The sequence below is a fragment of the Streptomyces sp. BJ20 genome, from assembly GCF_022869105.1.
Taxonomy (GTDB): Bacteria; Actinomycetota; Actinomycetes; order Streptomycetales; family Streptomycetaceae; genus Streptomyces; species Streptomyces griseoincarnatus.
In genome coordinates, this window is sequence record NZ_CP094918.1 from 6,264,847 (window position 1) to 6,278,314 (window position 13,468).

Genomic DNA, 13,468 nt, shown 5'->3' on the forward strand with positions numbered 1-13,468 from the left:
ACCTGCCTCAGCGAGGAAGCCGTGTCCACGGATCTGACACCGCCCGGCCGCCGGCCGCGGGTCGTGCACCTCACCCAGCCCGTGGACGGAGGCGTCGCCCGTGTCGTGACCGACCTGGTGCGGGCGCAGCTGGCGGACGGCATGGACGTCGCCGCCGTCTGCCCGGACAGCCCGCTCGCCGCCGGGCTGCGCTCCCTCGGCGCGCACGTCCGCACCTGGGAGGCGACGCGCTCGCCAGGCCCCTCGCTGGTGCGGGAGGTGCGGCAACTCGCCGACACTCTCGGTCACTTGCGGCCGGACCTGGTGCACGCGCACAGTGCGAAGGCGGGGCTGGCCGGGCGGCTCGCCGTACGCGGCCGCATTCCGACCGTTTTCCAGCCGCACGCCTGGTCGTTCGAGGCGGTCGGCGGGAGCACGGCCGCGCTCGCCCTGCGCTGGGAGCGGTGGGCGGCGCGCTGGGCCTCGCGGGTGATCTGCGTGAGCGAGGCGGAGCGGGACACCGGGGTGGACGCCGGGATCCGCGGCCGGTGGACCGTCGTGCGCAACGGCATCGACCCCGAGCGTTTCCGGCCCGCGGAGGACGTGGACTCGGTCAGGGCCCGGCTCGCCGCCCGGCACGACATGGACACGGACGCGCCGCTCGTGGTGTGCGTGGGGCGGCTGTGCCGGCAGAAGGGGCAGGACGTCCTGCTGCGCGCCTGGGACGCCGTACGGCGGCGGGTGCCCGGGGCGCGGCTCGTGCTGGTCGGCGACGGCCCCGACGGCGAGCAGCTGCGGGCGGCCGCGCCGCGCTCCGTGGTGTTCGCCGGGGCCGTGGCGGACGCGGCGCCCTGGTACCAGGCTGCCGATCTCGTCGTGCTGCCGTCCCGCTGGGAGGGGATGGCGCTGGCCCCGCTGGAGGCGATGGCCTGCGCACGGCCCGTGGTGGTCACGGACGTCGACGGAGCACGCGAGAGCCTGCCGCCGTCGATGGCCGGCCAGTGCCTGGTGCCGCCGGAGGACCCGCGGGCGCTCGCCCGGACCGTGGCCGCGCTGCTGCTCGACCCGCCGCTGCGCGCCTCCCTCGGCGACCGGGCCCGCCGCCATGTGCTGTCCCTCCACGACGTGCGGCACACCGCGAGGGCGGTCACCGGCGTCTACCGCGATCTCCTCGGCGCCCGGCCGGCCGTGAGGGGGGCGCACTCGCCCCTGACGGCCGACGGCGCCGAGGCCGACCGGACGACACAGCGCGTCGAGCACCCAGAGCACAGGGAGTCCATCCACTCGTGACCGCCGAACGTACCGTGACCTCCCCCGGTGTCGCACCGCGGGACCACGGATCCTCCCCCCTGTCCGTCATGCCCCCGCGCGGCTCCGGCACCGCTTCCCGGCTGCCCGCCGCCCGGCCGCCCGACCGTCCCGCCTCCCCCGTCCCCCTGCTCCTCGCGGACGGCGCGGCGGCCCTGCTCGCCTGGTGGGCGGCCGCCGGGCACTCCTCTTCGCTCCTCGCCCTGCTGGCCGGGGCATCGCTGCTGCTGCGCCCGCGCGGCGTGCGGACACCGGTGCCGGCGCTGCTGGAGGAACTGCCCGCCGTGTGCGGGCGGGTGGCGGTGGCCTGGCTGGTCGCCGCCGCGCTGTGGGCGGCGCTGCATCCCCGGGACGTGCTGTCCGTGGCCACCGTGCTGACCGGGTTCGCCGTGCAGGTGACGGCGGCCGGCGGGCTGCGCGCGCTGGTGCACGGGCGGCGGCGCGCCGCGCTGCTGCGCCACCCGCGCGCGGCGCTCGTCATCGGTCCGGCGGCGACCGCCCAGCGTGTTGCCGCCGCCGTGCTGCGCCATCCGCGCAGCGGGGTGCGGCCGGTGGGAGTCGTCGCCACTCAGGGGGACGGGGCCGAGGGGGGCGTTCCCGTGCTGCGGACCGACCAGGAGGTCGAGCGGGCGGTCATCCAGAACGGGGTACGGGCGGTACTCACCGTCGGGCCGTCGGTGCGGACCGAACAGGCGGGACTGCTCCGGTCGTTGGCCATGTCGGGGTGCGTCGTGTGGGAGGTCGACGCCGAGGTGGCTCCGTACCCGGCGCGGGAGCGGGTGGCCGGGTTCGCCTGCCGGCGGCTGGACCTCGCGCCTGTGCGGGCCGGCGGCGCGGGCAAGCGGCTGCTCGACATCGTGGTGTCGGGGGCGCTGCTGCTGGTGGTCAGCCCGCTGCTGCTGGTGTGCGCGGTGACGCTGCGGCTCACCGACGGGCCCGGGGTGGTGTTCCGTCAGGAGCGCATCGGGCGGGACGGCAGGCCGTTCACGCTGCTGAAGTTCCGCACCCACCGGCCGGTCGACGAGCACGAGTCGGCGACCCGGTGGAGCGTGGCCAACGAGCACGAGATGCGCCGCTTCTGCCGGATGCTGCGCCGCACCTCGCTGGACGAGCTGCTCCAGCTGTGGAACGTGCTGCGCGGCGACATGAGCCTGGTCGGGCCGCGCCCCGAACGGCCCTTCTTCGTCGCCCAGTTCAGCGAGACGTACCCGGGCTACGCGGCCCGGCACCGGATGCGGACCGGCATCACCGGGCTCGCGCAGATCCACGGGCTGCGCGGGGACACCTCGATCGAGGACCGCGCCCGCTTCGACAACGCGTACATCGACGACTGGTCGCTGTGGCAGGACGTCTGCATCCTGCTGCGCACGGCGGCCACGCTGATCCGTCCGACGGGGAGCTGACGTCAGGTGAGCCACGTCCCCCTGCTGCCTCTGCCGCGCCGGTCGGCCCGGTTCGCGCCGGTGCTGCCCCTGGTGGCGGTGGTCGCGCTGCTGGGCCTGCCGGTGGCGGGTGACGGCGCGCAGCCCGCCGACGCGGTGTCCGCGCTGGTGGTGGGGTACAGCGTGATCCTGCTGCTGCGCGAGCGGCGGCGTCCGCTGTCGCCGCGCGCGGCGGTGGTGCTGGGACTGCCCGTGGCGGGGCTCGCGGTCGCCGCCATGGGGGCGGCCTCGGCGGCGGCGGGGCTCGGCGGGATGGCCCGCTACCTGCAGGTGTTCGTGCTGGTCCCGGCGGCCGTGCTGGTGCTGCTGCGCGGGCGGGCCGACTTCCGCCTGCTGGCCTGGTCGTTCGTGGGTCTGGCGCTGTGGCAGGGGGCCGTCGGCGTGCACCAGTACGTCACCGGGACCGGAGCCTCCTACCAGGGCGAGACCGTCCGCGCGGTGGGCACCTTCGGGGCGCAGGACGTGATGGGCATGGCTACGGCGGTGGCGCTCGGCGTGGTCTGCGCGACCGGTCTTGCGCTGGGCCGCACCCCCTCGTGGCAGCGGACGGCGGCGGCCGGGTGCGCGGTGGTGCTGCTGGTGCCGCTGGCGGTGTCCTTCAGCCGGGGTGCCTGGATCGCGACCGCGCTGACCTGCGCGGTTCAGCTCGCCCTGGCGGGGCTGCGGCGGGCGCTGAAGGCGGGGGCGGCCGTGGTGGCGGCGGGGGTGGTCCTCGTGGGCGGCTTCGGGGTGGGTACGGCGATGCTGCAGGAGCGGATCGACAGCATCACGCAGGTCGCCGACGCGCCCGACCAGTCCGTGGTCGACCGGTACACGCTGTGGGCGTCCGCCGTCGGCATGTGGCGCGAACAGCCGTTGACCGGGGTGGGGTTGAAGAACTTCCCGGAGTACCGCGACGGGCACGCCACGCTCGCGCTGTCCTCCGGCAGCGACATCGAGGGCGCCGGCGAGACCTACCACAAGCAGGCGCTGCTCTCCCCGCACAGCATGTACCTGCTGGTGCTCAGCGAGCAGGGACTGCTCGGCTTCTGCGCGCTCGTGGGGAGCTGGCTGGCGCTGCTGGTGTGCGCGGTGCGCGCGCTCGGGCGTGCGCGGCGGGACGGGGCCGGCCTCGACTGCGCGCTGATCGCCTGCGGTCTGCTGCTGTGGCAGCTCGTCGACTACGTGTACGGCGACATCGGCGGCCCGTCGACCGTCCTGACCGGCGTCGCCCTCGGCCTGACGGCGTGGTGGGGACTGACGGAACGGGCCTTCACGGACGCGACCCGCCGGGACACCCTCCCCGGCCGGGTGGAGGAGGCGGTGGCCCGATGACGTCCTTCCCCTCCCAGGCCACGGGCACCGCGCCCGGCCCCCGCACGGAGAGCGTCCCGTCCCGAGCGAAGGCCCGCACCGCGGGCACACCCCGCCCTCAGGGCGACCGGCCCTCCCCCGGAGCGCGAGGCCAGGGCGAGCCGAACCCCTCCCGGCGTTTCCTCGCCCGTGCCGCGCTGGTCACCGCCGCGCTGTCCATCGCCGGGTCGCTGCTCGGGCTGGTCCGGGACCAGTCGCTGGCGCGGCTGTTCGGGGCCGGGAGCGACACCGACGCGTTCCTCGTGGCGTGGACCGTGCCGGAGATGGCGGCGACCCTCCTGATCGAGGACGGGCTGGCGATCGCGCTGATCCCGGCGTTCAGCATGGCGCTGGCCCGGCGCGCCCGGGGCGTCCCCGGCGACCCGGTGCGCGAGCTGGTGCGGGCCACCCTGCCGCGGCTGTGCCTGGCGTTCACCGCGGTGGCCGCGCTGGCCGCCGCCGGGGCGCCGTACCTGGTGGCCGTGCTGGCGCCCGGGCTGCCGGACCCGCAGCTCGCCGTGGACTGCACCCGGCTCACCGCCCTCAGCCTGCTGGCCTTCGGGCTCGCCGGGTACTGCAGCGCAGCGCTGCGGGCGCACCGCCGCTTCCTCGCCCCGGCGGCGATCTACGTCGCCTACAACGCCGGGATCATCGCGACGATGTTCGCCTTCGGCGACGAGTGGGGGGTGCGCGCGGCGGCGGCCGGGGTCGCGGTGGGCGGCTGTCTGATGGTGGCGGTTCAACTGCCGTCGCTGTGGCGGCAGATCACCTCCCGTACGCCCGCGCAGGACGCCGCCGTCGACGCTCCCGCGGACGAGGAGCGGCCGGTGCGGCTGACGCTGATCGCCGCCGTGCTGCTGTTCGCGCTGTGCCGGCAGTCGCAGGTGCTGGTCGAGCGGTTCCTGGCGTCGTCGCTGCCCGCGGGCGCGATCTCGCACCTCAACTACGCGCAGAAGGTCGCGCAGATCCCGATGACGCTGTCCCTGATGGTGTGCACGGTGACCTTCCCGGTGGTGGCGCGGGCGCTCGCCGACGGGGACACCGCGCGGGCCCGGGCCCGGGTGCAGCGGGACCTGGTGCTGGCGTCCTGCGTGGTGCTGCTGGGCATGTGCGCGGTGGTCGCCTGCGCCCCGCAGATGATCGAACTGCTCTTCCAGCGCGGGGCGTTCACCGCGTCCGACACCGCCGCGACGGCGGAGGTGATGCGGGTGTACGCACTCGGGCTGCTCGGCCAGACCCTGGTGGGCGCGCTGGTCCGCTGCTACTTCTCGGCGGGCCGCGCCCGCTGGTACCCGCTGGGCGTGATGGGCGTGGGCATCGCCGCCACGTCCCTGATCGGCGCGCTCGCCGTGGGCCGCTGGGGAGTCGCGGGGATCGCCGCGGCCAACGCAGCCGGCATCACCGTCTCCGCCGTCCTACTGCTGACCGGCCTGCGCGCCACACCCTCCGACGACGCGCCGGGCGTCACCGTCGGCGTCCGCCGGGTCCTCGCCGACCTGGGGCGGCCGGTCCTCGCCTCCGCCCTGGCCGTCAGCGCCGGGGTGTTCGCCGCCGGCCGGTTCGCCTCGCCGGTGGCGGCGCTCGCCGCCGGCTGCCTCGCCGTCACCGCCGTCTTCGTCCCGATCGCCCTGTCCGCCCTGGGCGTGGGCACCGCCACCGTGCGGCGCTCCGTCCGTACCGTCACACGAAGGCTCACACATGGCCGCACCCGTTGAATCCCCGCTCGCCGACCGGCACCCGGCGGCGCGCCGCCCGTCGCCCGTCCCCTGGGTGGCGATGTACCACTCGGTGGGCGACTGCTCCGACGACCCGTACCGCGTCACCGTCACGCCCGACCGGCTGGAGCACCAGCTGACCTGGCTGCGCCGGCGCGGGCTGCGGGGCGTGTCCGTGGCGGAGCTGCTGGACGCGCGCGCCCGCGGTGAGGGCGGGGACCTGGTCGGCCTGACCTTCGACGACGGCTACACCGACTTCCTCACCGGCGCCCTGCCGCTGCTGCGGCGGTTCCGGTGCAACGCGACCCTGTTCGTGCTGCCGGGGCGGCTCGGCGGCGACAACGCCTGGGACCCGCTGGGCCCGCGCAAGCCGCTGCTGGACGCGGAGGGCATCCGGCGCGCCGCCGGGGAGGGCGTGGAGATCGGCTCGCACGGGCTGACGCACGTCGACCTGACCCGCGCCGACGACACGGTGCTCCTCTCCGAGGTGACGGAGAGCCGCGCCCGGCTCGCCGCGCTGACCGGCGCCGAGGCGGACGGCTTCTGCTACCCGTACGGCACGGTCGACGCGCGTGCCGTCGCGGCCGTGCGCAAGGCCGGCTACCGGTACGCCTGCGCCATCGACCCCGGCCCGCTGACCGGCCCCCACGCCCTGCCGCGGGCGCACGTCGGGCAGCACGACACGGCGTGGCGGCTGCACCTGAAGCTGCGGCTGCACCGCTGGCGCCGCCGCCCGGTGGAGGGCGTGTGAGATGAGGGCACTGCACATCATCACCGGTCTCGGCGTGGGCGGCGCCGAACAGCAGCTGCGGCTGCTGCTGCGTCATCTGCCCGTGACCTGCGACGTGGTGACGCTCACCAACCCGGGCCCGGTCGCCGAGGGCCTGCGCGCCGACGGGGTTCGGGTGCTGCACCTGGGCATGGCGGGCAACCGCGACGTGGGCGTGCTGCCGCGCCTGGTGAGGGTGATCCGCTCCGGCGGCTACGACCTCGTCCACACCCATCTCTACCGGGCCTGCGTGTACGGGCGCCTCGCCGCGCGCGTGGCGGGGGTGCGGGCGGTCGTGGCGACCGAGCACTCGCTGGGCGACTCCCAGATGGAGGGGCGCGCGCTCACGCAGGGCGTGCGGGCGCTGTACCTGGCGAGCGAACGGCTCGGCTCGGCGACGGTCGCCGTCTCCCCGACGGTGGCGGACCGGCTGAAGCGGTGGGGGGTGCCCGCTCCCCGGATCGAGGTGGTGCCGAACGGCATCGAGCTGGACCGCTTCCGCTTCGACCCGGAGCGGCGGGAGCGCACCCGCAGGCGGCTCGGGCTGCCCGACGGCGCGTTCGTCGTCGGCGGGGTGGGCCGGCTCGCCCCCGGCAAGCGGTTCGACGTGCTGGTGCGGGCGCTGGCCAGGCTCCCGGAGGACTGCTGGCTGCTGCTGGTGGGCGGCGGTCCCGAGGAGCACCTGCTGCGCCGCACCGCCCACGAGGCCGGGGTGTCCGGGCGGGTGCTGTTCACCGGGGAGCGGCCCGCCGTGCCCGACGGCTCCCCCGGCCCCGACCTGCCGTCGCTCACGTCGGCGATGGACGTGTTCGCCTCCCCGTCCACGGAGGAGGCGTTCGGTCTGGCGGCGGTGGAGGCCCTGGCCGCCGGGCTGCCCGTGCTGCACGGGTCGTGCCCGGCGATCGAGGACCTGCCGCCGGACGCCTCGGCCGGCGCGCGGCGGGTGCGCGGCGGCCCGGAGGAGTACGCCCGCGCGATCGCCGAGGTCCGCGCGGGCGGCCCGGCGCCGCGCACGGCCGCCGAGGCCGCCCGCCACTACAGCATCACCCGCAGCTCCGCCCGCCTCATGGACGTGTACGCGGCCGCCGTGGCCGGCCCGTCCCCGTCCCTCCACGTCAAGGAAGCACCGTCCTCATGACCGACACCCCCGCCCGTCTGCGTCTTCCGTCCCTGGACCGTGTCCGACGGCTGCCCGCCTGGTCCGCGCTGGTGGCGGGCACGCTGCTCGGCGGTCTGTCCGGCGGCGCGTACGGCCTGCTCACCCCGGCCGAGTACACGGCCACCAGTTACGTCGTGGCCGTCCCCACCGACCAGACCGGCCCGGAGTCCGCGCGCGGTTTCGCGCAGGCGTACGGGCGGGTGGCCACCCAGCTCGCGGTGCTGGGGGACGCGCAGGTGTGGGCCGGTGTGCCGGTGCGCACCCTGCGGGACAGCGTGCGCACGGCGACCTCGCCGGACGCGCCGATGGTGTCCGTCACAGCCGTCTCCGAGCGTCCCGGTACGGCGGTCGACATGGCGAACGCGGTGGCGCGGGCGCTGACCCGGCACGCGGAGGACACCAAGGACAGCACCCAGGTGCGGCTGGTGCAGTTCTCCCGCGCGGTGAAGCCGTCCGCGCCCGCCTCCGCGTCACCCGCGGTGACCGCCCTGGTCGGTGCGAGCGCGGGCGGGCTGCTGGGCGGGCTGGCGCTGCTGGCCCGGCCCCGCCGCGGCGGCCGCGACGGGGAACCGGCGCCCAGCGCCTCCGTGCCCGGTCCGGCCTCCGCCGCCGACGTTCCGCGGTGACGGCGGCGGGCCGGGCCGGGACGGTCCCGGCGTCACCCGGAGCGCGACCACCAGTCGAGGCGCAGGCACAGCTTGCCGCCGAGCCAGTGCTCCACCCAGCGTCCGAGGTCCAGCGGCGCGCAGTGGTCCGGCAGCTCCGGTCCCGCGGGCGGCTCGGCGGGCGCCGGGGTCTGCGGGTCCTCGGGGGTGCGGCCCCAGAGGGCGTTGCGGAAGACGCGGGAGGCGTCCGGGTTGTCGTCGCACTGCCAGACGCCGTGCGGGCAGTAGTCGGTCACCGTGTGGTAGAGCGGCCGGTGCTGCTGCATCCAGGCGAGCATGCGGCGCATGTACTCGGGATTGTCGCCGTTGCGGAAAAGCCCCCACTCCGGATAGGCGATGGGCTTTCCGTGCGCCTTGGCGAAATCGACGTGCGCCTGAAGGCCGTACGGTTCCTTCACCTGTTCGTCGAAGGACATTCCGTGCGGCTGGTCGTAGGAGTCCATTCCGATGATGTCGACGGTGTCGTCGCCGGGGTAGCACTGCGTCCACGGCACGGCGTCACGGCCCCGGTTGGGCGTGAACTCGAACCGGAATTCCTGGCCGGGGACGGAACGCATCGTGGTGACGATGCGGTTCCAGTACTTCTTCCAGTTCTCCGGGTCGGGTCCGCAGCGGTGGGTGTAGGTGATGCCGTTCATCTCCCAGCCGAGGACCAGGACCGTGTCGGGGATCTTCAGCTCGACGAGCCGCTCGGCGAGGGTGCGGAAGTGGTGGTCGAACTCGCCGGCCGCGCCGCGCCGCAGCAGCTCGCGGACCTCCCCGTCGGGCACGCCCGCCTCGTTGCGCTCCTGGAGCGGGACGTTGAGGACGAGCATCCGTTTGTCGTCGGCGTTGCGCCAGCGCGCCCACGCCTCGAGGAAGCCGACGTCGCCCTCGATGTCCTTCCAGTGGTTGCCCGGCAGGTAGGTGTGGCCGACGCGCAGTTCGGCGCCGCCGAGCCAGCGGCTGAGCTGCTCCATCCGCTCCACGCCGCGCGCGTCGGAGGCGAGGAAGGCGCCGAACGGCGGCACGCCCTTCACCGGGGCGGGCACCGACGGCGGCCGCAGATCCGGGACGGGCGGGAGCTGGGGCACGGACACGGCGGGGATGTCGACGTCGGGTGTGGGGAAGGCCGACGCGGCGGGCTCGGCGCCCGGCGCGGGCTGGGCGGCCGCGGCCGGTGTGGGGCGCTCGGTGGGGCCCGGCAGCGCGGCCCTCGCGTCGTCCATGGGCGCCGCGCCGGCCACGGGGCCCGCCGCCAGGGCGGCCGACACGGCGACCGCCGCCGCGCCCACGGCCAGGGCGCGGGTCCGGACCCGCCTGTGCTGTGGGGCCATTGGCTGCTCCTCTTCTCGCTCGCGTCCGCCTTGTGCCTGATGCCTCGCTGTTGACGAACAGTCATATGAAGTCAGCCATACGAAATACGACAGTGCCACTGCCACTGCGGCTTTCGAGTGCCGTTCTCGCCCGTGTGGGTGAGACGGCACCAGAAGAAAGTGAGAATGCGTGTCCTTGCTTGACACCCGGGTTCCCGCGGTCGTGCTGCGGATCGACCGGAATCCCTTTCACCACGGCACCCTGGGCGCCGTCCGGTCGCTCGGCCGGGCGGGGGTGGACGTGCATGTCGTCGCCGACTGCGCGGGAAGTCCCGTGGCCCGCTCGCGCTTTGTGCGCCGGCTGCACGCCCCGCCGTCCCCGGACGCGTCCGCGGACGAGGTCCTCGCCGTGCTGCGCAGGGTCGCCGCCCAGGTGGGGCGTCCGGCGGTGCTGGTGCCGATGGACGACGCCACCGCGATCGCCGCGGCCCGGCTGCGCGAGGAGCTCACCGGCTCCTACCTGCTGCCGGTGATGCCGTCCGCGCTGCCCGAACGCGTCGCCGACAAGGCCGGACTGGCAGCCGTGTGCGCCTCGGTGGGCGTGCCGCACCCGCGCACGGAGGTCCCGGACACCCCGGCGCGGGCCGCCGAGGAGGCGCTGCGGCTCGGGCTGCCGGTGGTCGCCAAGTGGAGCCGCCCCTGGCTGCTCCCGGCGGGCTCCGGGCTGCGCAGCACCCAGGTGCTGCACACCGCCCGCGAGGCGCGGGAGCTGCACGCGCGCACCGCGGAGGCGGGCAGCCCGCTGCTGCTCCAGGCGTATCTGCCGCCCGGCACGGACCGGGACTGGTTCTTCCACGGCTACGCCGACCGCACGGGCACCGTGCGGGCGGGCGGGCCGGGCCGCAAGCACCTGTCCTGGCCGCGCGGCGCGGGACTGACCGCGGTGGGCCGCTGGACGCCCAACTCGGAGGTGATCGCGCTGGCCGAGCGCATCACCGGTGAGCTGGGCTACCGCGGGATCTTCGACCTGGACTTCCGTCGCTGCGGCGCCACCGGCCGCTACCACCTCCTCGACTTCAACCCGCGCCCCGGCGCCCAGTTCCGGCTGTTCGCCGACAGCGCCGGCCTGGACGTCGTACGGGCGCTGCACGCGGACCTGACGGGGCGTCCGCTGCCGGACGGGGATCCGGTGACCGGCAGGGCGTTCGTGGTGGAGAACTACGCGCCCCTCGCCGCGCTGCGTCCCGCGCCCGGCGGGCGCGAACTGGCCTGGTGGGCGGGCGACGACCGCGCCCCGGGCCTCGCGATGTGGGCCCTGTGGGCCCGTCATGTGTCCGGCCGGCTGCGCCGGCGGCTGGGCGCCGCGGCCGAGGTGCCGGCGCAGCGCCCGGCGCCCCGGGCGGTCACGCCCTCCCTGACGACCGACAACGAGAAAGCGAGCAGCTGATGATGTACGACCTTCTGGTGGTGGGCGCGGGTCCGTACGGTCTGTCGATCGCGTCGCACGCGGCGGCCGCCGGACTGAACCTGCGTGTCTTCGGCCGGCCCATGGCGTCCTGGCGGGACCACATGCCGGCCGGGATGTTCCTGAAGTCGGAGCCGTGGGCGTCCAACCTGTCCGACCCGGCGGGACGCTGGCGGCTCGACGCGTACTGCACCGAGCGGGGGCTGACCGCCCGTCACGCGCACCCGATCCCGGTGGAGGACTTCGCCTCCTACGGGCTGTGGTTCGCGCGCAACGCCGTGCCCGAGGTGGACGAGCGGATGATCGCGCGGGTGTCGTCGGGCCCCGAGGGCTTCAGCGCGGTCGCCGAGGACGGGGAGGTGCTGCACGCGCGGACGGTGGCGCTCGCCGTCGGCGTGATGCCGTTCATCGAGGTGCCGTCGGCGCTGCGCGGGCTGCACCCGACGCTGGTGACGCACAGCAGCCACCACAGCGACCTGGGCCCCTTCCAGGGCAAGGACGTCACCGTGATCGGCGGGGGCCAGGCGGCGCTGGAGACGGCGGCGCTGCTCGCCGAGCAGGGCACGCGGGTGCGGGTGCTGGCGCGGGCGGAGCGGCTGCGCTGGAACGACGTGCCGCCGCCGTGGGAGCGCCCGTGGTGGCAGTCGATGCGCTCACCGCACAGCGGTCTGGGACCGGGCTGGCGGAACTGGTTCTACTCGGAGCGGCCAGGGCTGTTCCGGCGGCTGCCGGAGGCGACCCGGACGCGGATCGCGGCGACGGCGCTCGGTCCTGCGGGCGCCTGGTGGGTGCGGGAGCGGGTGGAGCGCGCGGTGGACCTGCTGCCGGGGCACGAGGTGACGGCGGCGGCCGCGGTGCCGGGCGGGCTGCGGCTGGAGCTGGCCGACCTGTCGGGCGCGCGGCGCACGATGGAGACGGAGCACGTCATCGCCGCCACCGGGTTCAAGGCGCACCGTGACCGGCTGGGGCTGCTGTCGGCGGAGCTGCGCGGTGCGATGACGGCGCTGCCCGACGGGTCGCCGGTGCTGGACCGGGGCTTCGAGTCGTCCTACCCCGGGCTGTTCCTGGCGGGTCTGGTGACGGCGCCCGGGTTCGGTCCCGCGATGCGGTTCGTGCACGGCGCGACGTTCACGGCGTCGACGCTGGTGCAGGGGGTGCGCAGGCGGCTGCGGGCGGCCCCGGTGCGCGGCAGCGTGCCGGTGCCGGCGGGCGCCGGCCGCGGCGGCACGCCGACGCCGGTGCGCGGCTGACGGACGTCACGACGAAGCGTCCCCCGGACCGGGTGGTCCGGGGGACGCTTCGTGCCGGGGGCGCGGAGGCCGGGTGGGGTGGGCCCGGTGTCCGCGGGACCGTCAGCGGTGGGCGCCGACGCGGCCGCGGCGGTACAGCATGGCCCCGCCGGTGAGCAGCACGGCGCCGGCGGCGGACGCGGCCATCAGGCCGTCGGTGCCGGTCTCGGCGAGGTGCGGCGGGCCGTCCGGGGTGTGGACGGCCGGCGGCTCGACCGGGGTCGGCGGCGTCTTGACCGTGGGCGGCTCGGGCTTGTCCTTCTCGGGCGTCTTCTCCGGCTCCTTCTCCTCATGGCCGGACTCGTTGACGCAGGTGTTGTCGCTCGCCTCGTTGAACAGGCCCACGAGGTTCAGGCTGTTGCCGCAGGCGTTCACCGGCACGTGGATCGGCGCCTGGATGAGGTTCCCGGACAGCACACCGGGCGAGCCCTTGGCGGCGCCGACCGCGTGGGCCCCGCCGCTCTCGGAGTGCGAGACGCCCGAGGAGGCCTCGTGGTGGCCGTCCGCCGAGCGGTCCGAGGACTTCTTCTCGCCGTGCGCGCCCCCGGAGACGTTGGCGCAGGTGTTGTCGGAGGCGCTGTTGAAGGCGCCGCCGACGGTGACGTCGTTGCCGCACGCGTTCACGGGGGCGTGGACGGGCGCCTGCACGTTGTTCCCGGAGATGACGCCGGGCGAGCCCTTGGCGCCGCCGGACGCGTGCGCACCGCCGGCCTTCTCACCGTGGCCGCCGGACTCGTTGACGCACGTGTTGTCGGACGCGCTGTTGAAAGCGCCCACGCCGGTGACGGTGTTGCCGCACGCGTTCACCGGCACGTGGACCGGCGCCTGCACGTTGTTCCCGGACAGCACACCGGGAGAATCCTCGGCACCGCCCCCCGCGAACGAGTCGGCGAGGGCGGGGGTTCCGTACAGGGACAGAATGCCCGTGGCGGCAGCGGCCGCCGTGAACACTCCCCTGCTCAGGGTCTGTCGCAATGTGGTTGTCTTCCTGCTTGAAGATGGGAGGCCGGCCCCGGCATGGAGAGAGGCGGCCGAGGCCGCGCGTCACGG

The 13,468-nt window shown here is 75.7% G+C and carries 11 protein-coding genes; 9 read left to right on the plus strand and 2 right to left on the minus strand.

From position 1 onward, the window contains the following. Positions 1–21 precede the first annotated feature (21 nt). From MTR79_RS28245 to MTR79_RS28275, 7 genes are read left to right on the plus strand one after another with little or no spacing between them, the layout of a single operon-like run. The gene (locus MTR79_RS28245; protein ID WP_244792232.1) at positions 22–1,269 is read left to right on the plus strand and encodes a glycosyltransferase family 4 protein; all 1,248 of its coding nucleotides are present in this window, start codon (positions 22–24) and stop codon (positions 1,267–1,269) included. Further along, complete coding sequence (locus MTR79_RS28250) at positions 1,266–2,690, plus strand: exopolysaccharide biosynthesis polyprenyl glycosylphosphotransferase (RefSeq protein ID WP_244792233.1); 1,425 nt, start codon at positions 1,266–1,268, stop codon at positions 2,688–2,690. Before MTR79_RS28245 ends, MTR79_RS28250 begins: the two co-directional genes overlap by 4 nt. A 6-nt stretch (positions 2,691–2,696) precedes the next feature. Then, entirely contained in the window at positions 2,697–4,043 is a 1,347-nt protein-coding gene (locus MTR79_RS28255) for an O-antigen ligase family protein (protein ID WP_244792234.1), read from the plus strand. Continuing rightward, complete coding sequence (locus MTR79_RS28260) at positions 4,040–5,776, plus strand: lipid II flippase MurJ (protein ID WP_244792235.1); 1,737 nt, start codon at positions 4,040–4,042, stop codon at positions 5,774–5,776. The genes MTR79_RS28255 and MTR79_RS28260 overlap by 4 nt, the downstream gene beginning before the upstream one ends. Then, complete coding sequence (locus MTR79_RS28265) at positions 5,760–6,527, plus strand: polysaccharide deacetylase family protein (protein ID WP_086705272.1); 768 nt, start codon at positions 5,760–5,762, stop codon at positions 6,525–6,527. The genes MTR79_RS28260 and MTR79_RS28265 overlap by 17 nt, the downstream gene beginning before the upstream one ends. A gap of 1 nt (position 6,528) precedes the next feature. Beyond that, positions 6,529–7,683: a glycosyltransferase gene (locus MTR79_RS28270; RefSeq protein WP_244792236.1), complete on the plus strand. Its 1,155-nt coding sequence runs from the start codon at positions 6,529–6,531 to the stop codon at positions 7,681–7,683. Then, positions 7,680–8,330: a hypothetical protein gene (locus MTR79_RS28275; protein ID WP_048457819.1), complete on the plus strand. Its 651-nt coding sequence runs from the start codon at positions 7,680–7,682 to the stop codon at positions 8,328–8,330. The genes MTR79_RS28270 and MTR79_RS28275 overlap by 4 nt, the downstream gene beginning before the upstream one ends. 32 nt (positions 8,331–8,362) lie before the next feature. On the opposite strand, the gene MTR79_RS28280 is transcribed toward MTR79_RS28275, so the two are convergent. Then, positions 8,363–9,685 (minus strand): glycosyl hydrolase, encoded by a 1,323-nt coding sequence (locus MTR79_RS28280; protein ID WP_244792237.1) that lies wholly within the window; start codon positions 9,683–9,685, stop codon positions 8,363–8,365. A 169-nt stretch (positions 9,686–9,854) separates the two neighbouring features. Between MTR79_RS28280 and MTR79_RS28285 the strand changes: the two genes are divergently transcribed. Both MTR79_RS28285 and MTR79_RS28290 read left to right on the plus strand, forming a co-directional pair. Further along, positions 9,855–11,111, plus strand: a complete 1,257-nt coding sequence (locus MTR79_RS28285; RefSeq protein ID WP_244792238.1) for an ATP-grasp domain-containing protein — start codon at positions 9,855–9,857, stop codon at positions 11,109–11,111. A 2-nt stretch (positions 11,112–11,113) separates the two neighbouring features. Next, positions 11,114–12,379 carry an NAD(P)-binding domain-containing protein gene (locus MTR79_RS28290; RefSeq protein ID WP_048457907.1) on the plus strand — a complete coding sequence of 422 codons (1,266 nt, stop codon included), beginning with the start codon at positions 11,114–11,116 and terminating at the stop codon, positions 12,377–12,379. 102 nt (positions 12,380–12,481) lie between these two features. Here the strand turns inward: MTR79_RS28290 and MTR79_RS28295 are convergent, their stop codons facing one another. Further along, positions 12,482–13,393, minus strand: a complete 912-nt coding sequence (locus MTR79_RS28295; protein WP_244792239.1) for a chaplin — start codon at positions 13,391–13,393, stop codon at positions 12,482–12,484. Between the last annotated feature and the right edge of the window lie 75 nt (positions 13,394–13,468).

Bases quoted from the DNA above. Each gene is read 5' to 3' on its own strand.
- MTR79_RS28280 (WP_244792237.1), bottom strand. From the start codon at position 9,685: ATGGCCCCACAGCACAGGCGGGTCCGGACCCGCGCCCTGGCCGTGGGC.
- MTR79_RS28260 (WP_244792235.1), top strand. From the start codon at position 4,040: ATGACGTCCTTCCCCTCCCAGGCCACGGGCACCGCGCCCGGCCCCCGC.
- MTR79_RS28265 (WP_086705272.1), top strand. From the start codon at position 5,760: ATGGCCGCACCCGTTGAATCCCCGCTCGCCGACCGGCACCCGGCGGCG.
- MTR79_RS28270 (WP_244792236.1), top strand. From the start codon at position 6,529: ATGAGGGCACTGCACATCATCACCGGTCTCGGCGTGGGCGGCGCCGAA.
- MTR79_RS28290 (WP_048457907.1), top strand. From the start codon at position 11,114: ATGTACGACCTTCTGGTGGTGGGCGCGGGTCCGTACGGTCTGTCGATC.
- MTR79_RS28275 (WP_048457819.1), top strand. From the start codon at position 7,680: ATGACCGACACCCCCGCCCGTCTGCGTCTTCCGTCCCTGGACCGTGTC.